General features: G+C 49.2%; 28 protein-coding genes, 1 pseudogene and 1 riboswitch. Of the genes and pseudogenes, 8 read left to right on the top strand and 21 right to left on the bottom strand.

The annotated features are described in order from the left end of the window. Nucleotides 1-59: 59 nt before the first annotated feature. From E0L21_RS12605 to E0L21_RS12585, 5 genes are all read right to left on the bottom strand, one after another. Nucleotides 60-845 (bottom strand): heme ABC transporter ATP-binding protein, encoded by a 786-nt coding sequence (locus tag E0L21_RS12605; protein ID WP_131409962.1) that lies wholly within the window; start codon nt 843-845, stop codon nt 60-62. Next, nucleotides 842-1,834: a FecCD family ABC transporter permease gene (locus E0L21_RS12600; protein ID WP_131409960.1), complete on the bottom strand. Its 993-nt coding sequence runs from the start codon at nt 1,832-1,834 to the stop codon at nt 842-844. Before E0L21_RS12600 ends, E0L21_RS12605 begins: the two co-directional genes overlap by 4 nt. Next, on the bottom strand, nt 1,834-2,652 hold the full coding sequence (locus E0L21_RS12595; RefSeq protein WP_131409958.1) for a heme/hemin ABC transporter substrate-binding protein: 819 nt from the start codon (nt 2,650-2,652) through the stop codon (nt 1,834-1,836). Before E0L21_RS12595 ends, E0L21_RS12600 begins: the two co-directional genes overlap by 1 nt. After that, nucleotides 2,649-3,701 carry a hemin-degrading factor gene (locus tag E0L21_RS12590; protein WP_131409956.1) on the bottom strand — a complete coding sequence of 351 codons (1,053 nt, stop codon included), beginning with the start codon at nt 3,699-3,701 and terminating at the stop codon, nt 2,649-2,651. Before E0L21_RS12590 ends, E0L21_RS12595 begins: the two co-directional genes overlap by 4 nt. A gap of 151 nt (nt 3,702-3,852) precedes the next feature. Then, nucleotides 3,853-6,225: a TonB-dependent receptor domain-containing protein gene (locus tag E0L21_RS12585; RefSeq protein ID WP_131409954.1), complete on the bottom strand. Its 2,373-nt coding sequence runs from the start codon at nt 6,223-6,225 to the stop codon at nt 3,853-3,855. 227 nt (nt 6,226-6,452) lie between these two features. Between E0L21_RS12585 and E0L21_RS12580 the strand changes: the two genes are divergently transcribed. Then, nucleotides 6,453-6,737: a SelT/SelW/SelH family protein gene (locus E0L21_RS12580; RefSeq protein ID WP_131409952.1), complete on the top strand. Its 285-nt coding sequence runs from the start codon at nt 6,453-6,455 to the stop codon at nt 6,735-6,737. Nucleotides 6,738-6,948: 211 nt separating this feature from the next. Here E0L21_RS12580 and E0L21_RS25235 read toward each other — a convergent pair whose 3' ends face one another. The 3 genes from E0L21_RS25235 to E0L21_RS12570 form a co-directional block, all read right to left on the bottom strand. Further along, nucleotides 6,949-7,059, bottom strand: coding sequence for a hypothetical protein (locus tag E0L21_RS25235; protein ID WP_328590664.1), 111 nt, complete (start codon nt 7,057-7,059; stop codon nt 6,949-6,951). Nucleotides 7,060-7,521: 462 nt separating this feature from the next. Further along, a complete protein-coding gene (locus E0L21_RS12575; RefSeq protein ID WP_131409950.1) occupies nt 7,522-7,743 on the bottom strand; it encodes a hypothetical protein in 222 nt (73 codons plus the stop codon). 100 nt (nt 7,744-7,843) lie between these two features. Beyond that, nucleotides 7,844-8,017: a con-10 family general stress protein gene (locus E0L21_RS12570; RefSeq protein ID WP_131409948.1), complete on the bottom strand. Its 174-nt coding sequence runs from the start codon at nt 8,015-8,017 to the stop codon at nt 7,844-7,846. A gap of 323 nt (nt 8,018-8,340) precedes the next feature. Here E0L21_RS12570 and E0L21_RS25230 point away from each other — a divergent pair, with 323 nt between their 5' ends. Next, nucleotides 8,341-8,667: a four-helix bundle copper-binding protein gene (locus tag E0L21_RS25230; protein WP_131409946.1), complete on the top strand. Its 327-nt coding sequence runs from the start codon at nt 8,341-8,343 to the stop codon at nt 8,665-8,667. Nucleotides 8,668-8,712: 45 nt separating this feature from the next. On the opposite strand, the gene crcB is transcribed toward E0L21_RS25230, so the two are convergent. Next, the gene (crcB, locus tag E0L21_RS12560; RefSeq protein ID WP_131409944.1) at nt 8,713-9,090 is read right to left on the bottom strand and encodes a fluoride efflux transporter CrcB; all 378 of its coding nucleotides are present in this window, start codon (nt 9,088-9,090) and stop codon (nt 8,713-8,715) included. 77 nt (nt 9,091-9,167) lie between these two features. After that, nucleotides 9,168-9,237: riboswitch (Fluoride riboswitch) on the bottom strand. Nucleotides 9,238-9,267: 30 nt separating this feature from the next. Continuing rightward, nucleotides 9,268-9,837, bottom strand: a complete 570-nt coding sequence (gene mntP / locus E0L21_RS12555; RefSeq protein WP_131409942.1) for a manganese efflux pump MntP — start codon at nt 9,835-9,837, stop codon at nt 9,268-9,270. Nucleotides 9,838-10,095: 258 nt separating this feature from the next. Between mntP and zinT the strand changes: the two genes are divergently transcribed. Both zinT and E0L21_RS12545 read left to right on the top strand, forming a co-directional pair. Further along, nucleotides 10,096-10,740 carry a metal-binding protein ZinT gene (zinT, locus tag E0L21_RS12550; protein ID WP_131409940.1) on the top strand — a complete coding sequence of 215 codons (645 nt, stop codon included), beginning with the start codon at nt 10,096-10,098 and terminating at the stop codon, nt 10,738-10,740. Between the two features lie 240 nt (nt 10,741-10,980). Beyond that, entirely contained in the window at nt 10,981-11,361 is a 381-nt protein-coding gene (locus E0L21_RS12545; protein WP_131409938.1) for a hypothetical protein, read from the top strand. 18 nt (nt 11,362-11,379) lie between these two features. Here E0L21_RS12545 and E0L21_RS12540 read toward each other — a convergent pair whose 3' ends face one another. After that, entirely contained in the window at nt 11,380-12,015 is a 636-nt protein-coding gene (locus tag E0L21_RS12540; RefSeq protein ID WP_131409936.1) for a TetR/AcrR family transcriptional regulator, read from the bottom strand. Nucleotides 12,016-12,265: 250 nt separating this feature from the next. Here E0L21_RS12540 and bhsA point away from each other — a divergent pair, with 250 nt between their 5' ends. Together bhsA and E0L21_RS12530 are read left to right on the top strand one after the other, a co-directional pair. Continuing rightward, complete coding sequence (bhsA, locus tag E0L21_RS12535) at nt 12,266-12,523, top strand: multiple stress resistance protein BhsA (RefSeq protein WP_131409934.1); 258 nt, start codon at nt 12,266-12,268, stop codon at nt 12,521-12,523. Nucleotides 12,524-12,609: 86 nt separating this feature from the next. Next, entirely contained in the window at nt 12,610-12,819 is a 210-nt protein-coding gene (locus E0L21_RS12530; RefSeq protein WP_017458785.1) for a YdgH/BhsA/McbA family protein, read from the top strand. Nucleotides 12,820-13,000: 181 nt separating this feature from the next. Here E0L21_RS12530 and E0L21_RS12525 read toward each other — a convergent pair whose 3' ends face one another. The 8 genes and pseudogenes from E0L21_RS12525 to E0L21_RS12490 all read right to left on the bottom strand — a co-directional run bounded on the left by E0L21_RS12525 (nt 13,001) and on the right by E0L21_RS12490 (nt 19,120). Beyond that, nucleotides 13,001-13,744 (bottom strand): hypothetical protein, encoded by a 744-nt coding sequence (locus E0L21_RS12525; protein ID WP_235855233.1) that lies wholly within the window; start codon nt 13,742-13,744, stop codon nt 13,001-13,003. Between the two features lie 336 nt (nt 13,745-14,080). Continuing rightward, nucleotides 14,081-14,161: pseudogene (locus E0L21_RS25225) on the bottom strand (integrase); the annotation flags it as partial. 489 nt (nt 14,162-14,650) lie between these two features. Next, the gene (locus E0L21_RS12515; protein WP_131409930.1) at nt 14,651-15,325 is read right to left on the bottom strand and encodes a hypothetical protein; all 675 of its coding nucleotides are present in this window, start codon (nt 15,323-15,325) and stop codon (nt 14,651-14,653) included. 97 nt (nt 15,326-15,422) lie between these two features. Continuing rightward, nucleotides 15,423-17,756 (bottom strand): primase-helicase zinc-binding domain-containing protein, encoded by a 2,334-nt coding sequence (locus tag E0L21_RS12510; RefSeq protein WP_131409928.1) that lies wholly within the window; start codon nt 17,754-17,756, stop codon nt 15,423-15,425. A gap of 8 nt (nt 17,757-17,764) precedes the next feature. Beyond that, the gene (locus tag E0L21_RS12505) at nt 17,765-18,085 is read right to left on the bottom strand and encodes a DUF5375 domain-containing protein (protein WP_131409926.1); all 321 of its coding nucleotides are present in this window, start codon (nt 18,083-18,085) and stop codon (nt 17,765-17,767) included. Continuing rightward, nucleotides 18,082-18,309, bottom strand: a complete 228-nt coding sequence (locus E0L21_RS12500) for a hypothetical protein (protein ID WP_131409924.1) — start codon at nt 18,307-18,309, stop codon at nt 18,082-18,084. Before E0L21_RS12500 ends, E0L21_RS12505 begins: the two co-directional genes overlap by 4 nt. Continuing rightward, complete coding sequence (locus E0L21_RS12495; protein ID WP_131409922.1) at nt 18,306-18,857, bottom strand: host cell division inhibitor Icd-like protein; 552 nt, start codon at nt 18,855-18,857, stop codon at nt 18,306-18,308. Before E0L21_RS12495 ends, E0L21_RS12500 begins: the two co-directional genes overlap by 4 nt. Beyond that, nucleotides 18,854-19,120 carry a helix-turn-helix transcriptional regulator gene (locus tag E0L21_RS12490; protein ID WP_131409920.1) on the bottom strand — a complete coding sequence of 89 codons (267 nt, stop codon included), beginning with the start codon at nt 19,118-19,120 and terminating at the stop codon, nt 18,854-18,856. Before E0L21_RS12490 ends, E0L21_RS12495 begins: the two co-directional genes overlap by 4 nt. A 549-nt stretch (nt 19,121-19,669) precedes the next feature. Between E0L21_RS12490 and E0L21_RS12480 the strand changes: the two genes are divergently transcribed. Both E0L21_RS12480 and E0L21_RS12475 read left to right on the top strand, forming a co-directional pair. After that, nucleotides 19,670-20,467 carry a capsid protein gene (locus tag E0L21_RS12480; protein WP_131409918.1) on the top strand — a complete coding sequence of 266 codons (798 nt, stop codon included), beginning with the start codon at nt 19,670-19,672 and terminating at the stop codon, nt 20,465-20,467. A gap of 3 nt (nt 20,468-20,470) precedes the next feature. Beyond that, complete coding sequence (locus tag E0L21_RS12475; RefSeq protein WP_065369978.1) at nt 20,471-20,674, top strand: ogr/Delta-like zinc finger family protein; 204 nt, start codon at nt 20,471-20,473, stop codon at nt 20,672-20,674. Between the two features lie 634 nt (nt 20,675-21,308). Here E0L21_RS12475 and drt3b read toward each other — a convergent pair. Beyond that, on the bottom strand, nt 21,309-23,309 hold the full coding sequence (gene drt3b, locus E0L21_RS12465; protein WP_131409914.1) for an antiviral reverse transcriptase Drt3b: 2,001 nt from the start codon (nt 23,307-23,309) through the stop codon (nt 21,309-21,311). Further along, nucleotides 23,310-24,536 carry an antiviral reverse transcriptase Drt3a gene (drt3a, locus tag E0L21_RS12460; protein ID WP_131409912.1) on the bottom strand — a complete coding sequence of 409 codons (1,227 nt, stop codon included), beginning with the start codon at nt 24,534-24,536 and terminating at the stop codon, nt 23,310-23,312. Between the last annotated feature and the right edge of the window lie 2 nt (nt 24,537-24,538).

Below are 24,538 nucleotides of genomic sequence, written 5' to 3'. Positions count from 1 at the left end.
AGTTAAGTCACACTAAACTTTAGCAAAAATACGGCTTCATCAGCCAACAGTGGCGTTTATCAGATAGAGAGAAAAACCTGCGGCGTATTCACGCCCGGATGCTGACTCACCTCAACCTCGGCACCGTACCACTGCGCGATAAGCGGCGTCTGAATCACCTGTTCCGGCGTGCCTTGCGCCACCAGTTTTCCCTGATGTAATAGCAAGATCCTGTCCGCCCACAGCGCAGCAAGGTTGAGATCGTGAAGCACCGCGCAGACGTGCAGTTTTCCGCCCAACGTCAGCCGCTTCAGCAAGCGCAGCACCTGCTGCTGGTGGTAGAGATCGAGCGCCGAAGTCGGTTCATCAAGAAACAACCACCCTTCCGGGCCGTCATGATGCCACAACTGCGCGAGGCAGCGCGCCAGTTGTACCCGCTGCTGTTCGCCGCCGGATAAGGTGACATAACGCCGCCCAAGCAGCGCGTCACAGCCGGTCAGCGTCACCACCTGCTGCACAATTTCGCGTTCGCGCACTTGAGGTTGCCCCCAGGGCGCACGCCCCATCGCGATAATAGCGTCCACCGGCCAGTCAAAACCGAGAGTGGTCTGTTGCAACATGACCGCCCGGCGGCGCGAAAGCGCTTGCGCCGTCCACGCCTTTAACGGTTTGCCTTCCAGATAGCACTCTCCTGCCGCCGCCGGCAGAAAACCGGTCAACAGGCGCAGCAACGTCGATTTCCCGGCGCCGTTCGGGCCAATCAGCGCCACCCTTTCGCCGCTGGTCAGCGTCAGGGAAACATCGTCAATCAGTCGCCGGGAACCGGCGTTGAGCCGCAGATGCGCGGCAGTTAAGCACATATTCATGACTCCGCCTTAGGCTGGCGGAAAATCAGCCATAAAAACCACGGTGCGCCGAGCATGCTGGTCAGCAGGCCAACCGGCATTTCGGCGGGCGCAACAACGGTGCGCGCCACAGTATCGGCAGCCAGCAACAACATTGCCCCGGCCAGCAAGGAGCCGGGCACCAGCGCACGGTGATCCGGCCCCAGCCACATACGCATTAAATGCGGCACCACCAGGCCAACAAAGCTGATAATGCCGCTCACCGCAACCGCCGTCGCCACCAGCAGCGCACTGCACACCAGTAATACGCGCTGGAGCCGCGGTACATTGATGCCCAGATAGTGCGCCTCTTCATCGCCCAGTTGCAGCAGATTAAGCGCGCTGGCCACGCGCCACACCACCAGCGATGCGGGCAGGATCAGACTGGCGGCGACCGATAATGTCGACCATTCGATCTGCCCGAGGCTGCCCATTCCCCACTGCGAAAGATGGCGCAATTGTGCGTCGTTGCTGATCCACGAAAGGACGCCAACGCCCGCACCACAAAGTGCATTAATGGCAATCCCCACCAGCAGCAGCCGGGATAACGCGGCATCTCCCGCTTTACTGAGCAGATAAATCACCGTCATCACCGCCAGGCTGCCGATAAACGCCGCCAGCATCGGTGCATACAGCGCCACCAGCGGCGAAACGGTAATTGGCAGCACCAGCCAACAGGCGACCGTTAACGACGCGCCACCGCTGATGCCCAGTAATCCGGGGTCGGCAAGCGGGTTGCGAAACAGCCCCTGCATTACGCAACCGGAAAGCGCCAGCGCCGCGCCAACCAGCAGCGCCAGCAGCACGCGCGGCAAACGCACCGTCAGCCAGATTTGGCGCAGCGCATCGTCACCAGCCAGCCATACACTTGCGAGCGGCAGTTGCATCGCACCCTGTGTGCTTGCCAGCCCCATCAACCCAAGCAGCAGCAACATAAGCCCCCAGAGCGTGCGGGAAATGCGGCGGTTCATCAGGGCAGTTGCTCCGCTTTTTTACGCAGCGCAAGCAGCGCCTGCGGGGTGCGCAAGCCAAAACCCAGCAGTGCGACATCATCGACCAGCAACACCTGTTTATTGCGCCCGGCGGGTGTTTGTGCCAGACCTGGCAGCCGCCACAGATTCTGTTCACCGCCCATCGCTTTTACGCCGTCGGCGGAAATGACCACCAGATCCGGCTGGCTGGCAATCACCCCTTCTTGCGACATCGCACGGTAGTGGTCAAAACCCTGCATCGCATTTTGTAACCCCGCCTCACGTAAAGCGCCGTCGGCGGCGGTTTTCTGTCCGGCCACCATTGTCCCCATCCCGCCGTGACTGAGGATAAACAGCACGCGTTTGTTCAGCGGCTGTTTCGGCAGTGCGGCAATCTCGCCCGCCAGCCTTTTACGCAGCCGCGCCCCTTCACCGTTTTTTCCGATGGCATCCGCAATGACCGCAATTTTTTGATCAATCGCCGCCAGTGAATAGCCGCCCGGCACCGAAACCACCCTGACGTGGTTGTCCTGCACTTTTTGCAACACCAGGGAAGGTTGCGCCTGGTCACTGGCCAGCACCAGCGTTGGACGCAGTGAAAGAATGCCTTCGGTATTGAGCTGACGGACATAACCGACATCCGGCAGCTTTTGCGCGTCGGCGGGCCAGGTGCTGGTGCTGTCGCGCCCAACCAACTGCGCTTGCACATTCAATCCGTAGACAATTTCAGTGACATCGCCACCCAGGGAGACAATTTTTTGCCCGGCGGCACTCGCCATCAGCGGCAGCACCGCCAGCAGGATCAGCAGTTTTTTCATGCAGCTTTTCCCGGGTTGGTTAACGCATCAATTTGGGCGCGCCAATGGCTTTGCTCCGGTTGACCTTCGCTACGCTGTCCGTAAAGCTGAGCGATTTGCGTGCCATCTTTGGCGAACAGCTCAAGGCTGGTGACATGGCCGTCGGCGGTAGGTTTGCGTGTTACCCAGCTTTCGGCGATCGCTGTATCACGCAGATGCAGAGTGAAATTTTCATTGAAGATGTTGGTCCAGCTTTTCATCGGCGTCAGTTTTTCCAACACGCCAGTAAAGATCTGCACACAGCCACGGTTGCCGACGAAGATCATAATTTCGTTCCCCTGCTGTAGCACCGTTTCCAGCAGGTTTGGTAGCGCGTCATTACCGACCTGACAGGCAAGATCGTCGCCCACCAGCCGAAACGCCTGCTGACGCGAGAGGTTGTACTTTTTCAGCAAGCCAAAGAATTGATGCACATCCGTCATGGCGCGCCATTCGCTATCCAGCGCTGCGCCATCAGCGTGTTCCGCGTGTTGTTCGCAGGCGGCTTCAGTGAGTGTTAACGGCAGGTTCTCCGGCGCGGTAAATCGGGCGATGACCCCGTTCCAGGCGGCAATGTCGGTGCGTTCTGTCAGATAGACCTTCAGTATCGCATCGCCTTGCCGATCAAAAAATTGAATGCTCTGGCGCTCACCGCGCGGGCTTTGTTCCCGCAAATGAAAGGCGCTGGCCCACTGGCTGATAAACAAGCGCAGATCGAGAGCGTGGGGGTTAAGCACCAGCCCGGCACGCTCGCTGATATGCAGGTTAGTGAAACGGCCAATCTGCTCATGAACCGCGTATTCGTTGCGACAAATGCATTTGGTGTCGCCGACCGCTTCCAGCGCGGCGAGGATGTCGCGCATTTCCCCTTGCAGGCGCACGGCGTCGTGGCCGACACGGGCGTAGGTTAATTCGGCTTCGCTTATCGCCATTTCTGTCGCGATGTCGCGGGCGTATTTCGCCGGTTGTTGCGCTTTAATGGCCTGATAGTGCTGCCAGATTGCGGTGAAATCGTGTGGTGTTGCAGGCATATTTTTAACGTCCTTAACTGTTTTAACCCCCGGCAGCGATACCGGGGAGGGAAATGACGGGCTGATTCACAGAGAAATTATTCGTGCTGCGTCGCGGCGGCAAAGCTGTAGCTCTGGCGCTGGCAATTGGGCAACGTGAAATGGCATCGCCTTAGAAATCAACATTGACGCCCAGTTGCCATGTCCGCCCCGGCATTACCGCCAGCGCTTTATCATACGCATTCTGGTTGGTGGTCTCTTCCTGCGTGCGGCTATTCAGGTAATCCCAATATTTACGATCGGTGATGTTGTAAACGCCGCCGTTAATTTTGACGTTTTTCGCCACTTGCCAGTACGCCGTCCAGTCGAGCAGCCCATAGCCCGGCACACGCATATATTCCGAGCTCGAATCGCCCAGAGCTCCGCCGGTGTTGGTGTAGGACTGGCGGTTAGTCGCAGTGGCTTGCTTACCTTTGACGAAGGTTGCAGTCAGCGCCGTACCGTAGCGTTTCGCCGGATCATCCCAGGCGACGCCGACAATCGCTTTCATTGGCGCGACGCTGTCGAGATCGATGTATTTGTCGCCCAGATAGCGCGATTTCGCCTTCCCTTCGCTGTAACCATACGCCAGCGTGGCGCTCAGGCCATCGACCTGCTCAAACCAGGTGCCAAAGTTGAATTTCGCGCTGATTTCGCCGCCGTAGATAAAGGCTTTATCGCGGTTTTCCGCCTGGTAGGTGGTGTAGATGTTAGACGGCACGTTGGTGAATTTATCCGGGTTGCCGGAACGGGTGTAACGGGTATAGGCAATAAAGTTTTTATAACTGTTGTAGAACAGCGCCGTGCGCAACGTTACGCCCTCGGTCACGTCGCCCTTTATTCCCCACTCGAAGTTATCGCTGGTTTCGGTGTCCAAATCCGTGTTACCGATAAGCGCATATTGCCCACGTCCCGCATAACTGGAACCCAGGTTCCAGGAGCCATACAGTTGGCTGGCGTTGGGGAACTGCGCCCCGCGTTTGTATTGCAGGTACGTCATCAGACGCGGCGTGATGTCGTACTGGAAAGTCAGCGACGGCAGCAGTTGGGTGTCGGAATTTTTCCCGTACAGGGACGACACGTCGGATTCATTCAGCACGCTGCTGTTGGCGGTCAGGCTGGAGAGGTTATCCGGTTTTGTCGACTGATGAACCACTCGCACGCCGGGAATAATGGCGAAGTGGTGGCCATCGGCATCGAAATTGATCTGATCCTGCAGGAATGCGCCTAACGTATAGCTGCGGCTGTCGGCTTCCGGTTGCATGATCTCGCTAAAGGCACTCGGTACCGGCGACTGGTTAAACGGACGCTCGGTTTTACTGGTGCTGGCGTTAAAACCGGCGCTCAGATCGTGACGTCCAATGGTCTTCGCCAGCGCATTCTGAATGCCCCAGGTATCGGTGTCGTAGTTGGAGTAGACCGTTTCCATGGTCGCCGTGACGCTGTCCGGCATGTAGGTGCGGTCATGCGCTTCGGTGTGCTGGTAATAGATTTTGCTGGACATGCTGTCCAGCCAGTTGTTCATGGGCGTCCAGTCATCTTTCAGGCTCACGCCCCAGCGACGTGTCTGGCTGGTTTGCAGAGCGTCGCCAAGAATGGCGCTACCGGCGTTGTTCCACGCATCGTAATGGGTGTGGTTGGTTTTGTGGTAGTAATCCAGCGTACCGGTGAACTTGTGTACATCGTTCGGCTGCCAGATACCGGAGGCCATCATCGCATCCGAATGCCAGTTCGCCGGGTAGGCGTCAACCGTACCGCTGTTATTGCGGGTTTGCTGGCCGTCGCGACGGCTGTAGACCACGATGCCACGCAGGGTTTCGTCGCCTGCGGCTCCCGTCACGCCGTTGTGCCAACTGCGATCGGCGGAGTCATAATCGCTCTGGTAACCAAAGTAGGTCTCTTTGCCTGGGCGCAGATAATCGTCTGCCGATTTCGGGCGGAAGGAGACGTTACCGCCAATGGATGTGTTGGCTTGCTCGGTGCTGGTCGCGCCGGACTGGATATCAACGCTACCGTACATATACGGGTCGATATAATCGCGGCCAATGCCAAAGGTATTAAGGCCTGCGCGGCTTACGTAGCTGCGCCCGGTGGCGTCCGGCTGCGGGATGCCGTCGACATCGATTCCGACGCGGTTACTTTCCAGCCCGCGAATATTGTAGCCAGTGTAACCCCCGCGATCGAAACCGCTTTTGCCGTTGCCAGAACCGCCGCTTGCGCCCGTGGCGCTGATGAGTGGTTCATAACGCATAATCGAGCCAAAGTCTTTCGCACCTTTGTTTTGCAGATCTTGCGCGCTGACGGAATGGGTGCTGCCGGCTTTTAATACCAGTGCCGGCGCCGTGACGAGCATCTCCTCAGCGTTATCTTGCTGAGCATCCGTGGAAGCTGTCGATGAGGTTTTGTTATCCACCGCAAATGCGGAAGTATGATACAACGCTGCGAGTAATGAAGTGACCAGCACGCGCTTGTTAAAGCGCAGCAGGGAAAGTTGCGATTTACACATATTGTCTTGTAAGCCTTAGAATTTATTAGTATCAGGCTCACGTATAACTTCCAGGAGACGGCGAAAGATCGCCGTCAGCACAAAAGAGTTGCAGGTTATTGTTATGTTATCGACACCGAAGATAATGATAACAGTTATCATTTGCAATAAATTTGTTATTCCGTCAGATTTTCACCCGCATGATGCTTACACGACCCTTTATCATCCGCGCCTGGAGTCTCTGAAAAATGAATAAACCGGCTATCACTTTGCACTACTGCTCACAATGCAACTGGATGTTACGCGCCAGTTGGATGGCGCAAGAATTACTGCACACGTTTAGTTCGGACCTCGGCTCTGTCACGCTGATACCGGGCACCGGCGGAGTTTTTGTCATCGATATCGATGGCAATGTGATTTGGGATCGCAAGCTGGACGGCGGTTTTCCCGATGCGGCAGAGTTAAAACGCCGTGTGCGCGACTACTGCTTCCCGGAAAAACCGCTTGGGCATGTGGAGAAGAAAGCGGAGTAAATCGCTGCGCCCCGCGCCAGCCTGCGACAAGCCGGGCCGTTGCCTGCTTGTGCAGCGCGATGAGCGTTGCGCGCTTCAGTGGTATTGAAAAGAAGTAAAGCCGAATCCGCAGGCGTAAAGTAGCGTTCGAAATATACGCGCGGGTTTTTACGGAATTTGCCGTTAATTCATTGAATAACGAATAAAAAGGCCGCCGTAGCGACCTTTTTATTTATTTCTTCACCGGCTGGGGTTTTTTATCACCCGATTCCGGCGCGTCATGAGGATCATCTTTTTCAACGTTGAACACAAAATCTCCTCTTGTTGCCTTCAGTTCCCTCACTATAGCTCCTCCGCTGCCATAGAGGCCAAGCGGCAGGCGAAAAAAAATTGCCCATAAAGCGCGGTTGTCGCTGCGACACCTGGTTTTTGAAAAAATTGGAATGGGTAAAATTTAGACAAATCATCAATAACATCAACGCGTTAACGATAAAAAAATTCATTCGCAAAGATCGGTTTATTTCATCATAACTCGCTGTTTTATAGCGATTTCCTTGTTGAAATTTGCTAATAATTAGCACGCTTATTGTTAGTAACGAAGATGCAATTGCATGCCTTCAGGCACAACGCGGATTTGCCGAGCCTGAAGGTTATTTTTTATCCATTTTGAATGGGCAAAGTATTGTTCTGATCGTTTTCGCGAAGACAAATTCGTATTGGTTTCCAGCAACTTTCAGCGGCAATCATTGGGCAGGAAACTTAAAACGCTGGCCAGACACAACGTCGTCAGAGAGGTGAAATAGATTTACTGATTATTTTCTTTGGGAGGTCGTTTGCGGTTGGCCATTTTAAGGACAAGACGTTTCTTATAAGGCGGGAGACGTAAATCGACTGTTTCGGTAAAATTAATAGCAATTATTTCGGCTGGATGATGGGAATGTTCAATTAAATTAGTGGATAAACAGGCAGGTAAATTTTCAGATAGTTCATTAATCCTCTCACCCTCGTCATTTTCGTTTGATTCCATTAATACCTCTACGTTTTTAGTTTTAAGACATTGTTAATAAAAAATAAACGAGCCGTCTCCGACTCGCTAGCATTCAGAAACTGATGACCATTAAAAGGGGTTATTTTTTTCCACTACCGTGGCTATTTTCCCCGCCTTTCTTACCGGCTTCTGATGCACGCTCTGGGTCATTTTTAAAATTACCGCCGCTGTGCTGACCGCCTTTACGTCCCGCTTCGGAGGCTTTTTCACGATCTTCAGCGAAATTACCGGAACCGCCTCTATGTTCAGCCATGTTATATCTCCACATCTCGTTTTCGATATAATCGATACGGTTAACAAGCCATATCAATCGCGTTGGAACCTTAAGTCTGGCTATTTATCTCAGTTAGTCAATTAATCATCTAAAAATATATCAATATAAAAATTAAAACACTACAGGAAATATTTAAACACATATGTTTTATATTAAATAAATCTTTTTATTTATAAGCGAGTTACCCAAGAATTTTTCACCTCAAAAAAGTGCTCATATGAGGAAATGTGTAAATAAAATGGTAGGGATAAATATTCTGTGCACACTTATCACATGACACACAAATATTGTGGAGATAAACCATGCATACAGAACACCAACGATGCGCAGAGGCCTGTTATCAATGCGCTGCGGCTTGCGAACACTGTGCGCTTTCTTGCCTGCAGGAAAAGAATATCGACATGATGCGTGAATGCATCAAGCTGGATGTACAGTGTGCCGCCCTGTGCCGCCTTGCCGGCCAATTTATGGCCCTGGAAAGCAAACATTTACTCTCACTGTGTCGGATTTGCGTCGATGTGTGCAAAGCCTGCGCCGAAGAGTGCAGTAAGCATCAGCTTCAACACTGCCAGCAATGCGCTAAGCGTTGCAGGGTTTGCGCGGAAGCCTGTCTGCAAATGACAGCCTGAAGTAAGCTGCGAACAGAAGGGAGCAACACTGCTCCCTCTTCTTTATCAATACCAGGCATTTATCAGCGCAAACCCCAGCGCTGTCATTAAAATCGATCCCACCACATGCACCAGCACAGAAGCCAGCGCCCATGCATAGTTGCCCGTTTGCAACTGGGCAAAAATCTCCAGAGAAAAAGTGGAAAACGTGGTCATGCCGCCGCATAAACCCGTGGTGATCAGCAGCCGCCAGGTGGGATCCAGATGCGGCTGGCGAGTAAAGAATGCCAGTGCGCCGCCAATAATCAGCCCACCGAGTAAATTTACCAGCAGCGTGCCAGGTGGCAGGTTGGGAAACAGCGTATTTAAACGAATCGCGAGCAGCCAGCGGATCACGCAGCCTGCGGAACCACCGATGATTACAGCAAATAAAGGCTTCAGCATGTTTTTCCTCATCAACGAAAGTACGAGGCATGCGGGGAGAGACAAAAGAAAAACGCCCGACATGCCTCCATTACAGAGACATACCAGGCGTCATCAGCTTCTCAGGGAAGCGGTTGGGTCAGGTGGAACGCCATCACCCGAACGCGCATTGTTGACGATTTGGTACGTTCAGGCAAGTTACAGTAACCCTAAATGTTCAACCAAAATTGAGCTGCCGATACAGATAAGCACAACACCGCCGAGCACTTCCGCCCATTTACCGATTGCCGCGCCAAGGAAACGCCCCAGCAGCATACCGGTCGTCGCCATGATGGTGGTCGCAAGGCCAATCATCAGCGCCGTCGCCACAATGTTCACATTAAGAAACGCCAGGCCGACACCAACGGCCATCGCATCAAGGCTGGTAGCAACAGCGGTGGTGACCAGCAACCAGAAACCGTGGCGACGCGGCGCTTCGGTTTCTTCATCAGCAGTTTTACTCAGACCTTCTTTCATCATGCGCACGCCAAGCACAAACAGCAGTGCAAAGGCTATCCAGTGATCCCACTGAATGATGTACTGGCTGGCGGCTAAACCCGCGGCCCAACCAATAATCGGGGTGATGGCTTCAACAACACCAAAAATCAACCCGGTGCGTAGCGCTTCGCTCACTGGTGGGCGTTTTAACATCGCCCCTTTACCGATAGCGGCGGCAAAAGCATCCATCGACATGCCGAAGGCAAGAATCGTCATTGCGTAAAAACTCATTGCAGCCCCTTAAACGCCCTTGTATGAGGGCAAAAACGCAGATACTGCGAAAAGAGCGGCAAGGATGCCACAGCCAAACCAAAAACACAAAAATTACTTATTAATCATCAACATATAGATATTGCTATGTTTCATAGCTGTGGCTATATTGCCCATTAATTCCTCCCAGCAGGTTGGAAAGGCGCGGACAATCTGGCGTTTATTTTTGTTATATTATAACATTTCATTTCGTAACAAATGATAACCAGGGAGCGCAATATGATCATGAAGAAATCGGCCTTTGTAATTGGAATGAGCGTGCTGCTAATGAGCGTGCAGACGTTAGCGCATGACCACCACCACGGCAAACCGCTTACAGACGTGGAGCGTAAAGCCAGCGAAGGCATATTTGATAATAAGGACGTGAAAGACCGGGCGTTGTCCGATTGGGAAGGGATCTGGCAATCTGTGAACCCGTATCTGCTCAGCGGTGAGCTTGATCCGGTGCTGGAGAAAAAAGCAAAACAAGGCGGTAAAAGTGTTGAAGAGTATCGTGCTTATTACCAAAAAGGCTACGCCACTGATGTCGAGATGATTGGCATAGAAAACAATGTGATGGAGTTTCACGTTGGCAAAACGGTCAATTCCTGCCGTTATGATTACGTGGGTTATAAAATCCTGACCTACACCTCCGGGAAAAAAGGCGTGCGTTATCTGTTTGAATGCAAAGACGCACACGCAAAAGCGCCGAAATATGTGCAGTTCAGCGACCATATTATTGCCCCGCGCCAGTCGCAACATTTCCATATTTTTATGGGCAACGAATCGCAAGAAGCGCTGCTAAAAGAGATGGATAACTGGCCGACATATTACCCGTACAACATGACCAAAGCGCAGATTGTCGACGAGATGCTGCATCACTGATGGTGGCACCGCGGGCGATCTATCCTCTCGCCCGCGTACGGCAATGAGCACTTTAACGCACTGTCAGCCATTCTCTTAACCGGCATTCGGTTACTTCTGGCTGACTTTCAACGCTTCCAGTGCATACTCCTGATCAAGATTTTCGCCCAAGCACCACCGACGCCAATCACCTCATTACCCGCTTTAACCACGCAAACTGCGCGCACCGTTAATTTCGGACATGAAAAGGATGGCGCCAGGTTGACCATTTATGGCGAGCGGTTTTCGTCGGTTGTGCTGATTTCCCATGGCGCAAAAGCCCATCTGAAGATCATCAGCGGCAGGAACCGCGATAAAGGTGTGTTTGATTTCACTACTGAGGTATTGCCGGTAACGGCGAGCCATGACGAAATTTCGCTGCGTATTGCAGTCGATGGTGACGGAAACCACCGCATTGACTGGTCAGAAAATGGCAACAACTGGCAATTTGTCACCCCGGATTCTACCGCCTCAGCGGGAAAATGGATCGGCGCAAAAGCGTGGGGTTTACGCCATCTCCTCAGCGGATCATGCACTCAGAGCCGTGGCAATTTACCCGCGCGATTTGATACGACGGGTGATGGCAAAGCATCAGACGTTTAAGGCCGTAATGCCATGCCATTACCCTTTGATTAATACCGGCCACAATCGCAGCGTCGTGTCGATAATCTGCTGCAGATTATCCAAACTGACGCCTTCACGCGCACTGACCGACATTCCATGGATGATGCAGCTTAAAAAAAGTGCGGTGGTTTGCACATTTGTTTGCGCCGGGATTTCACCACGTAACTGGCGTTGCAGCAAAAAGGCCAGCAGCGTTTGCTCTTGCGCCGTTTGCCGCTCCCGAATGGTGTCGGCTATCGGTTCCGATAAAGCAGAAACCGTGGCAGAAGTATTGATTAACAAGCAGCCTGCAGGGGTATCGCTACCGGCAAAGCAGTTGGCTAACGCTTGCAGATAATCGCGCAGCGCCTGCTCAACCGTTTTCTCCTCGCAGAAAAGCACCGCCCGATGTTTGGCGGAAAATCGTGCCATATAGCGATCAAGCACGGCTCTGAACAACCCCTCTTTATTTTTAAATTCCGCATACAGCGTCGGTGCTTTTGCGCCGGTGGCTTCAACCAAGTCTGCCAGCGATGTGGCTTCATAACCATGTTGCCAGAACAGCATCATCGCTTTATCCAGCATGGCGTCCCGGTCAAAAATTTTTGGTCGTCCACGGCCTTTTCTCGTACAGCATGTGACGTCGGTAACCATTGTTCCCCCCTTTTTCACATCAATTTAATTAATAATCATTATAAAAACATTACAAAGCGGCTGGCCAGCGGAAATTTTTCGAAAACAAATTCCATCTAAGATATTGAATAATAATTAATTTAAAATTATTTAAACGATCATTATAAAAATAGTATTGACGAGTGACGCAGATCACACTTATCATTTACCTATCGATCGTTAAGTTAATACTTACGACCTCACACTAATCCAGATTCAGAAGGCAAAAGTTATGAAAACCATCAAATCCTTGCTCGCCGTCGCCGTACTTAGCTCCCTCTCTTTCGCCAGCGTTGCCGCCGTTGAAGTGCAATCTACTCCGGCTGACCAGCAAAAAGTGGGTGTAATTTCTGCCAATGCCGGCACCAATCTCTCCTCCTTGCAAAGCGAACTGGCGCAGAAAGCCGATGAAATGGGCGCGAAATCGTTCCGCATTACTTCCGTGACCGGCCCGAACACCCTGCACGGCACCGCGGTGATTTACAAATAAGCTCTGCCGTACAAAACCGGCATTCACAACAGATGTTGAATCGGGCGTTATCGCCCAGCACAAATAAAAATTTAAGGAATACCATTATGAAAACCATCAATTCACTTGCTGTCGCTACTGTGCTTTCCGTCCTGTCATTTGGTGCTTTCGCCCAGAGCGTAACCGCCACTGCTTCTACGCTTGACGAAGCGGAATCCTTAATTGCCGCCAAAGCACAACAGGCTGGCGCTTCATATAAAATCATTGAAGCCAACACCAATAATAATGTTCATATGACGGCTGAACTGACCAAATAAGTATGCTGCCGAACAATACTCTCTAAGCGCCTGCGGGCGCTTTTTTTATGGGTAAAACGGTATTTTCCATAGCGTGAATATCAGGAAGATAATATCTGGACGTCGACTCACCTCAATAGCAGTATATTTTTGGTTTGTACGGGGCATTAATTTCCATAATATTTATCACACCCCGATTAAATTACTGAATGGGATTGCGTGGATCGACTCTCAAATGTGTATCACCGTTAGTATTCATATTGGCGTAATTAGCCGCAATCAATGCCAGACCTCTGTAATCGGCAATACTATCAGCTCTGGAAGATACGAGGGCCGCACTTGACTTCCATAGGAGATTCACGCGGTTACTTTTCAGATATACCTTAGCATCGTATGAATTGAGTGCTACCGCTGTTCCGTATGATGTATCGGTTACTGTTGTGTCATATGCTCCGGTAATTCCATATGTCGGCGTGTAGACCGTCGTTGCACTGCCTGTAGTGTTTGACGTTAAGTTACCGCCACCGAGATAGTTATATGTGGTATTGGCATTCCCGTATGTTGTAGCTGAACTAATACCGGTCTGACCATAGATCGGAACAGTAACATTACGTGTGCTGGCCACTGCCCCGCTTCTTGCAAATCCTAATAATATTCCCTGATCTGCTTTTTCCGGCTCGTTAACTTGTACATATCCCTGACGTGTCAGCGATGCAGAAACTGCGGCGGCGATTTGATTGTATTCAATCTGGTTAGCGTCATAGAGCGCTTTACTGGCTGGCAAGATGATGAAGCGCTTCCCTACACTCTGGCCTGAGGATAGCGCATTTACCGTTACGAGTGGTTGTTGAGCGCATCCACTTAAAATCGAAATAGACAATACAGCTATAAGTTTTCTCATCACGGTCATCCCTATCAATAAAATGGCGATAAATTCAACATGCATACCTGATGTTATGAACCGACCATTAATATACACGCCGCGTATATTATTTGCGCGCACCATGTATAGGATTTTTGAAATGCAAAATATATCTTTGTCGGGAGAAGATGAGTTATTTCCGATCTACTTCCTGCCAGCGTTAAGAGATACAAGGCACTGGATTAATTAATCCAGCCTGCTGTTATTTTCATAAATGGAACATCGACAATGAAGCTGCAGGTATAATGTGACTCTATGTCGCGTTACGCTTTGAAGGCTCAACACGGAAAATGCCTATTTGGGGCAATAGCAAAGCACTTAAGCATAACATATTGATTATAAAATAAAAAAATAGTACCGATAAAGGCCGCCTCCATCAGCGAGCTTATAGCTCTTCTCTTGTCTTTTAGCAGCTTCAACCTTGCGGGCGTTAAGCATCATTGGGGGCACATTTCCTAGACCGAACAGTAGATGCCCCCGATTGCGCCCCCAACAGCATGTTGATTTCAATAGACAGGGGTTGACTTCAAACGACTGAAAACAACGCAAATACTATGTTTTAAAAGAGTTTTATTGAGGTGGATTGACTTGAGAAAACTAGGGGGTGGTGCGATAATAGGAACCAACAAAAAGACGCATCTTGCTGATTTTAAAATAAAATTTTTTATCGAAGAATAAAACTATACACATCACTATACACATTGGCTTTAGCGTTCATTTTTCGCACAAGAAAAAACCACGAAAAAAACTTTTTTTACGGAAAACTGTTCAGACTGTTCACTCGGTATTATTTTTCATTTATTTCAGTCATATACAAGGTGAGCAGTCCGTGAACAGTGAACACTTTACTGTTCACTTTTGCTGTTTTTGTAGAAAATGAAGAATGAGAGCAAAGCCACGATCTGAAGAAGTAAATTCTAGTGAAGCATATTAATCAAGAGTAGCCATCTTAATTATTTCAGAATTGTCACCTGTTTTAATTGTTAATTTGTAAGTCAAGCTTTGCCCTCCTGATGTTTTGGTAAACATAGTTCCTCCGCCTTCATATTGCGTAAGCTGAACCTTGTTGCCAAGAAAATCGATGCCATGTGAAAAATAGCAGTATTCAATATTATTAATAGATATAGGCTCACTTACAAATAAACCAGGCCTGCTGAAGCACGAAGAAATCCTTTCTTCATAATGAACCGGGATGTTGATGGATAATTCTCTTTGGATGACTGAGTGTCCTTCGATAGTTACTGGAGTGTGTAATGTATCGATGGTATCTTTGTCTGAAACGTTAATCATTTGAGGGTAGTAAATAATTCCCTTATCATTTTTTACAAGTTCAATTTTTATTTTTTTTATTGTGACGGTTCTATTCATATTATTCGATACTTCAAGCATGATTGACGCAGGCCCAGCTAATTTTTTATTTGCGCCAAATATTCCTTCAGGAAGGTATTTGTTATCTTTTAATTCAAATTTGGCATTGGGGTTTAAACTTGCTGTAACCACTAGGTCAAGTTCATCCTTTTCGGGTTTAAGTTGCGTATATGTGCTAAACGCAGCGAGTAATAGTCCCAAAAGTGCTATTACGGTATTAAAATTTTCATGTTTCATTTTATCTTAAATTTCATTGGTGATTTTATTGCACAGATCATCACATTTTAACCTATGGATAACAAGTAAAAGACCGGCAAAACCGGTCTGAGGTAGGTTATTTAATTGCAGGCTCATCGCACTTCGGCAGCCAGTCGGCGTTGCTTTCGTCCCTGAGTGCCAGATTCGTCTGCATCCCCTGATTCGTTCGCCGCTTGCCGTAATTCAGTCCGTACTCTTTCAGCATTGACGACAGCCCTTTGCCGAACATGGTGAGGCTGAGCGTGTTCTTGTAGCCGTGCGCCTCCATATAGACCAGATAGGCGTGATACAGATACAGGCGCGGCTGTCGCGGGACAATATTCGCATTCCCCATATACATCCCCTCTGGCTCGGGCAGCGCCTCAAGGTAGCCGCAAAAGTCGAACGCCGGGTCAGCGTCGCGCTTGATGCTGAGTGCCTCGTCGGAGTTCTGCTGCGACTGGAGCAATGTGCGGGCAGTCATCGGATCGCTGAACTGCTGCATAAGCTGGCGCACAATGACGGCCAGCTCGCGGGCGATTTTGTCCTTAAGATGCGGGTCGCGCTCCTCCGGGGCAATCTGTTCCGGGAAGTGCAGGATAACCCGCCGGCGCGACACGCCGCCACTGCGGTCGGTAAAGCGCATCGGGTTGTTGTTAACGGCCAGAATCACCGCCGGGATATGTGTTGAATACGCATCACGGTATTTCGGGTCAACCGATACCGCATCGCCGCCGGTGATGGCCTTGAGCCCCGCGCCGTCCCCGCTCCATTTCTCCTGGTCAGGCAGACGAATCAGCGAAAAGCCAATCAGCGCAGCACGCTCGCGCGGCGATTCCAGCGTCTCGATGGTTGCGGAGGTGGCGTTATCTTCCCCGGCCAGAAGGGTGGCAATTTCGGCCAGAATACTTTTCCCGCTCCCGCCTGGTCCTGTCACTTCGAGAAAGAGCTGCCAGTCATAACGGTTCGCCAGCACCATAAACAGCGCGGCGAGAATAACGTCGCGTTTGTCAGCGCGACCACCGGCGGCGCGGTCGAGCCAGCACCAGAAATGCGGGGCATGGGTTTCGAGTGTTTCGCCCGCCACCGGCGGGGTGAAATCCACCTCGCACAGGGTGCGCAGCCAGTGGGATTTATGATGCGGGCTGAACGTGCCGCTGGCCGTATCGAGCACGCCGTTACGAAAGCCAATCAGACGCCGTGCCGGAGCGCCCTGTTGCGGAACAATCAGTTTCAGTGTCTCCACCACCGACGCAATTTTGCCTGACGAGAAGGGCGCGCGCAGGCGCTGAAAGAGTGCGGCCACATCGCGGGAGAAGTCAGCCGGGGAAATCACTTTCCAGGCTCCGGCTTCATAGCGGGAAAGAAGCTGACCGTTTGTATCCACGGCCAGCGCTTCGCCGTAGTGCTCATACACGCGCATCGCCTTCTCACTGGTGCTCATGGCGGTAAATTCCGCCTCGCTCATGGTGTCGAACGGGCTGGCGACCGGCGGCTTAATGGCATCGTAAATCGCCCGGCGCGTGGCGTCCTCGCCCTGCTGCATAAACGCATCATTCCAGTCACCGAACACCGGCGGCAGGGCAACAACTCCCTCGCATGCTTTTGCGGCCGCAGCGGCTTTTGTCTGGCCGTCACCGTTCAGGTCACGGTCAGCCGCGAGGACAATCTGACAGCCCGGATGCTGGCTGCGGGTAAGGCTCGCCAGAGAAAGGAGGTTCACGGACGACAGCGCCACCATCACGGTTTCGCCGGTCAGGTGATGCACGGTCAGCGCCGTGGCGTAACCTTCGGCTATCCACAGACGTTTCCCCGCCTGTTTTTCACCGTTAATAAGGTGGCAGGCTCCCTTCACCTGGCCGCCTTTCAGGGTGCGTTTGTCGCCTTCCGCGTTAATGAGCTGGAGGTTAACCAGCGCGCCGGTGTCGTCATTGAGCGGGACAATCACATCCCCGGCGCGGTACATCACGCCGCCGGTTTTGTGCGTAGTGGTCAGCGTCAGGCATTCCAGAGCAGGAAAGCCCTTACCGGTCAGGTAGGCGTTACCGGTGGCTGAACGGCTTTTCGCCAGCAGACTGGCCGCCAGCGCGGCGGCCTCCCTGCGGCTGGCTTCAGTTTCTGCCGTATCAGCAGCAATCACCTCCGGGGCAACCGGCGGCAGGCTGCCCGTCACGGCGTTCACGCGGTCGGCGGCTTCGCTGACCGTCACGCCCAGCGCCTTTTCAACCAGACTCAGGCCGTCACCCGCGCCGCACTGGTTGCAGAACCACGTTCCGCGCCCCTCTTTATCGTCAAAGCGGAAGCGGTCAGAGCCGCCGCACACCGGGCAGGGCTGATGCCGGTTTTTCATCACTTTTACGCCCAGCGCCGGGAGAATACGCGGCCAGTGGCCGCACGCCTGTGTCACGGTTTCCGTTACGTTCATTTTCATTATTTTCCTCAGTGCACGACCGGCGCGGTGATATGGCGGGCGCATAACTCTTCCATCACGGCCAGGCCGAGAAAGGAGAGCGATGGCGCGGTTTTGAGCGGTGCGGCATTCATTAAATCTTCCAGCAGCGCACAGGCAATCTGGCGGCCTTTCTCCTCGCCGTGCTGGTGCAGATAAAACCCTTCCAGCTCGGCGGCGATGGCGGATTCCAGCGCATCGAGTGTCAGATGCGGGTAACGGTGCTGGCGCTGACACAGGGTCAGCCAGGCACAGGCCACGGCGCGGCGGTAAAGTGCGGCGCGCAGGGCGGGCGGTAACGGCTGTTTCATACCTTTTCCTCCCCGTCGAGCCAGCGCCGGTTGCAGCGTTCGATCACGGCATCGAGTTGATCCGTCATCAGGTAAATCAGGGAAATGAGTTGCAGACGCTCAGCCGGATCGCGGCGGAGGGTCACATTGTCCTGTTCCGCTGCCAGCTCGCTGACCAGGTGGCCGATATTGCGCAGGTGCTCAAGATACCGGAGATCGTCAAGGGTAAGGATGGAGTGGTTCATGCGTGCACCTCCGCCACCGGCAGACGACCGGCGAACGAGAGGACATACTCGCGAACGAGGGAGCGGCGTGCGGCACGTTCATCGGCGGCAATGGTACGCAGCATACAGACACGCGGTTTACGTACGGAACGGCGAACGGCAGCGAAAATAAAGATAAATTGCGGGTGAGACAGGGTGAGGGTCGTAGCCATGATGGCAACCTCCATTGAGTAGTGATTAACACCACCGCCGGAGCTGCAAATCTCATGGGCGGTGGCTCGAACAGGGTTTGCAGTACCGGCCTCAATGGCTACCGGCCAGCCCGAAGGCTGCCCCGCCCGAACCACCATTATCTGACATGAACCACGGTGTAAGCACCACAGCCCAAATAACAGGTGTGTCTGAGCAACGACATAAAAAAAGACGCATGGCGCGTCCGGTGTCGCCATTGAGTTAAACGGGCTGCAAATCCCGGCTGCCGATTTTGCGGCAGCGGGAAAACTATACCTGGAAACGCCGACAGGAAGCAAGCCAGAAAAAGGGACGTTTTGCTGACCGGGCAACATCATGCATCGCAGCCCCGGTTACGCGCCGCGATGCGAGCGCTCATCCAGGCAGTGATTTCACTGTGCGCCCACGCCACGTTTTTTCCGCCGAGAGAGATTTGTTTCGGGAAAGCCTCCCGGCTGATGAGGTCGTAAATGGTAGAGCGGGACAGGCCGCATAAATGCATCACTTCCGGCAGACGTAAAAAGCGCTCCTGAATAACGTCAGAAACCGGTATTAACGGCGCGGCAGGGGCAGAAGACGGGGAAGAAAAAGCGTTGTGCATCGGGCTACCTCATAATGTCCATACGGTGCCGGTCGTGTCTTTCCGGCTTCGGGTAGCGCTCTATTTTGTGAATATTTTCAGCCAAGGCAACAAGTGATTTTATGTCATCCGGAGGCTTAACAAATGGTTAACAATGGGCTGGCAAACCGTGGCAATCTCTGACAATTGTTGGCAATCCTTGATAATCCTTTGGCAAATCAATAATTCCATTTCCTTCCTGTCTTTATATTTTTTATCGTAAATCGGTCTAAGGTTGCTGACAGGGACTTATTACGGCCGGTGAACAGTAGTGAACAGTAGGTGAACACTTAATTCCTTAACTGTTCACCATTTAACTTACTGTATTGCTTATTCTTTTATTTCTCAGTGAACAGAGTGAAGAGTTAAATACAGAAAAACAAATAGAAAGAAGGGTTTTCTGAGACCTCTTTCTGGCGAGCCGGTTTTTCAGCGACTTTCTGTGCCATCCCGGCCACAACTGCAACCGGTCGTTTCGTTGTGCAGGGCGCGGCAGAATGCACTTACATTGACAACACAGAGAGCCCCGACATGAAAACTGAACTGATTACCGCCGTCATGAAAACCCTCGGCAGCACCCAGGACGCGAAAACCCGCACCGCTATCGACAGCGCCCTCGATGCCATGAATAAAAAGGCCAGCGAAGAGAGTGTGGTCGCTGTAAATCGTGCCGTAGAGACGTTCACTCAGGCAAAAGCCGCCCACACCGGCAATATGATGAAGCTGAACGATATCGGCGCGGCCATCACCCGCAGCGAAAAGGAACGAGAGAACGCCCTGACAGAAAGTGCCGAAGCGGAACAGAGCTGGCGCGAGCGTTTTCGTACCCTGCGCGGCGAAATGACACCGGAGCTGAAAGCTGAACACGGCAGACGCATTGCCGGTCGCGAGCTGGCGGAGGAGTTCACCGCCCTGATTGCGGAGCTGGAAACCGATAAATCCCGCGCCATGCTGGCCGCCTGCGCCTCCGGTGAAAAGTACGTGGAAGCACACCGGACAGCATTTGGCCTGTACGCTCAGAGCGAATGGGCTGACGCCATGAAGACCATCAGCCCGGCGCTGGTCAGGGCATTCGCGCTGCGTCTGCGTGCACTGGAAATGCAGCAGACGGAACGCCCGCTCAATACCCTGATTCAGGAGCTCGGCGGCCATGTTTCCGTTCAGGCCGGGTTTTACACCTTTGATATGGACAGGGAGCCGGTGCTCTCACAGCTCGGTATGCACCGCCCGCCGCTGACCGGCGTGGACATGGCGTTGTATAAAAGCCCGGTGAAGCGAACACTGCTCGCCACACGACTGGCCGAAATGAGAAAGCAGGCGGAGGACTGAGCCATGTTTCACTGTCCGTTCTGCAGACAACCCGCGCACGCGCGCACCAGTCGCTATCTGACGGAAAATCTCAAACAGCGCTATCACCAGTGCACCAGTATTGAATGCTCGGCCACGTTCCGCACCACAGAGACACTCGACGGCGTGATACGCAGACCGGCCATGCCGGAAAATGAGGTTTTGCAGGCAGATATCCAGCCGCAATAATTCCCCGAAAATTGCCCTATTTATGTGCACCGGTACTCGCTACCGGCTGCACTCTCAGCACCCCGAAAAAACGCAAAAATCCCGTTATTTTTTCGAAAAATACCCTGCATGCATCAGGTGCATTTAATTGCATTTTTTTCTCTGTCCGCTTGAACCACGACCGCGCCAGTACTGGCGCGGCCTGAGCCCGATCATGCAACTGCATTTAAACCGCCCTGCAAAGCGGGCAGGCGAGGCGGGGAAAGCACTGCGCGCCAGCAATAAAGTATTTATTTATTTTCGCGCCTTAGTTAGATGGTGGAAATGTTAGCTTGCGTTGGCTAATCATGCTCACCTCGGCTTTGGTGAGGCAATGTATACACTAATAAGATCTGGGAGGTATGAGTGTGCGCTAATTGAAATTTCAGCACATAAAGATGTAACAGCGATACAATGAATGGAGGCTAAGGAAAGGGCCGCAAAGCGGCCCACCTTAGCTTCAACGTATAGTGTGTCTGATTAGCAGCAGAGATCAAACTTATCGCGAACGTTTGACCTCGTTTGTTTCAAAAGCCAATGCAGTAAGCATTGTAATTCATTGATTTTTGAAATTATCAAAAATCAACTTCGCAGTTAAAGCCTTAAAATGCTACAACTATTCATAAGGTGTTCGCAACTCTTTTCTGTAAAGAATCTGCTCAAGATTTTTATTTCCTAACCAGTTAAAAAACACTACCTTACCTCTAAAAAAATCAACAACCTGCTGTATTTCAGCATTTGTCTTTGCTTTTTTTACAGAAGGGAAAAAAGCTCTATAAGCTTTTATTTTATATTTATCATCAAGTACAGGACAGGTCAAAACATCGGATATTAATAGTGTCATCTCACAATGGCTTTTGTTATTGGCATTGCCTTTGAATTTATCCAATATAATATCCTTAATCCTATCAAGAAGAATTGCGCAATCACTCCGTCCATGAATGTAGTACAGGAAACTACAAATTATAAAGTAACTTACCCCCTCAGAGTCATTTTTTCTTGAATCAATAAAATCAATCAAGTAACTTTGATCGAAATAATATTCACCGCCAAGTTCCTTTAAGGCAATGAGGATATTAGAAAACTCAACATAACCACCGTCGGAATAACTCAGAACATTTTTCAAAGACAGTGTAACTTCGTCCAAGAGATTCTTTTTTAACACTTCCTTTATATCATCCTGAAATCGCTCGGCAAACGAATTAACCTCTAATATGATTTGACAAGCTATATATGTCGGCCTAACTCTATTATCCATGGAATAAACAAAAAAAATCACCTCTAATTGCAAGGATATGAATCTAATCAACTTGAGATATCTCTTCTCATCATATGAATACAAAGAAAGTATTTTCAAGAGTGAAAATAGTTTTCTCTTTAACGCCATTAGGAGATAGCTTGAAACCTGATCAAAAGTAACTTTATTTCTTCTAACAACCACTTTAATAGACTTTATAATTTCCCCTGCCCGTCCAAACCTTTTCTTTTTTTTATCAAGTAAGAATAGATCATTTATTTTATTTAGTTCATCTTCTGAGAGATTCTTAGATATCAAGCTATTAACTTCATCTTTTGATTCGACATCTACAATATCATTAAATATGTCGTCAATAACTTGCTTCAATTCGTATTTAGCTATTGTTAACCCTGTTATAAACGGGCGTATAGTAGTTTCTTTTTTTGATTCATTTAAATAAAGCTTGTAATACTCTAACTCAGCAGAAAGTACCATTTCAATTTTTGAGATATGAGTCTCATCAGAAACAAATATAAAATAATCATCAACATATCTTTTAATGACGTAATCGTTATGAAAATCAAGCTTAAACAACTTACTTAACTTGTCGATAATGTTTAAATCAATTCTTTGCAGAATAATTTCCGCATAAATCCTTGATACTTCGGGGCCGATCAATATCCCATTAGTTTCCCCATGATTAAAATCTCTAAATAGCTTATCAAGAGCACCTTCAAAATGAGTACTGTCTATATTTTCTTTAGCATACCTTTTATTTTTAACAGCCCAAGCCAAGCTATGAGTATAAATGTGCGAAAAGCATTTAGAGATATCAAACTTCACCATATATTCGTATTTCCTTTCAAGACGGTGAAATTCAAAAGACTCATAAAACTTATAAAGAAAAGGATATTTTTTATAAGAAAAATATGATGAAGCTGTCTGACTTTGCAAATCAAAACCGTCAATAACTAAATCAACTCCTCCATCTTTTAATTCAACTCTATCTTTTAAAAAATCTTTTTCATAATAGTAAGTACCGATCTTATTGGGATATCTTAGAGAAATGTCACTTCTGGAACATAAATGGATAATAAGATGCTCATATTGCTTATAAAACTGGCATATTTTGAGTTGATGCGCTGGATGTATAATAGCCAAACTACGAAAACTCGCCTGCCCTTTCTTTATCTTATATATATATGGAACCGTAGATTTAAGACTTCCTACCAAAAATAAATCCTTAAATTCGGATGGCAAATCATCCCTATTTATAATATTGTAAAAATCTTCATTAGAAAAAAGAATAGGGACCTCATAAGGCAATACATCCGTTAATAACACCCTATCATAATCACCTTTTTTTATTTTTATTTTCATTTACCAGCACCTCCTTATGTCATTTATCTCTTTAAAAGTAAAACTAACTTTTCTCCTATTGTTAAACCCGCTTAAAAAAGAATATTTCCTTAATGTTTTTAATAACTCTTTATCACCTTTGGTTATTAATTGATTACCTAGACTGCCACGACAAGAAAATAACATCTTATTTTTAAACAGATCTAACACTTTAAGTTGCTCATGCGACCTGATATGTAAATAATTATAGTATACGCCACTATACAGTGCCGAACTTTCTTCATCAGAAACTTTTTTCGCTTTTTCAAGAATTACATTTGAAGTAAGAAATTTAATTCTTTTCTCCAGTAGAGTGAAATTATTTGTATTACAATAATCTTTTAAAGAGAGTACTATTTTTCTTTTTAATTTAAGGATTTTCTTTTTTGATATTGTAACTTTAACATCTCTCTTTTCAGAACTTTTTACTTTTCCGTTTCTTACACAAAAACAATACCCTAAATAGTTAAACTCATTTGCCATTATCCCTTTATCATCACTGTGAATATTTATTTCACGACATTTTGCAATATTAAACTCTAAATCATCCGGCAAGAAACATTTAAAGAAAGTTTGAAAGTCTATTATTTTTTCACAAGTGAAAATAATAATATCATCTACATAGCGAGCATAGTAGAAAACACTGTTTGTACGTTTAACCTTATCATCAAAATCTTCAAGATAAAGTTCAGCCATAGTTGCACTTAAACCAATGCCTCTTGGAAGACCTCTTTCTAAAGATACGTGAGGCAATTCAAAAAAACGTTTTATTAATTTTTTTGTTTTGTATGAAACAATGGGGGATTTTAATAATTTCTCTATAACTTTATTTCGGTTAATACTTTCATAAAAATCTTTAATGTCTAGCTTATATACAAAAAAAGGTATAGGCTCTTCAAGCATGCATATCACATGCCTTACAATATCATTCCTATCTGATTGTCTGACACCATAAATTCTTTTCAAATTATCATTAGCTTTCCTCAAAGCTAAGATATCTTTGAATTCATTTGGAATTAGAACTCGCTTATTATTTATCTTTGCAAAGGAAATTCTTCCAAACGAGAAACCTTCATCATTTATTATTTTTGACAACCTCATCATTTCGCTTTCATAATCTTCCCTATTAATATTCCTGAGGAATTTCTTAGGATCTTCTTTATATAAAAGCCTCATAAGATTTCTTGCAGAGAATGTTTGATCCAGCATTT

The sequence above is a fragment of the Kosakonia quasisacchari genome (assembly GCF_004331415.1).
In the GTDB taxonomy this organism is placed as follows: Bacteria; Pseudomonadota; Gammaproteobacteria; order Enterobacterales; family Enterobacteriaceae; genus Kosakonia; species Kosakonia quasisacchari.
The sequence above is the reverse complement of the archived record's forward strand: the minus strand, read 5'-3'. Positions and strand labels throughout refer to the sequence as shown.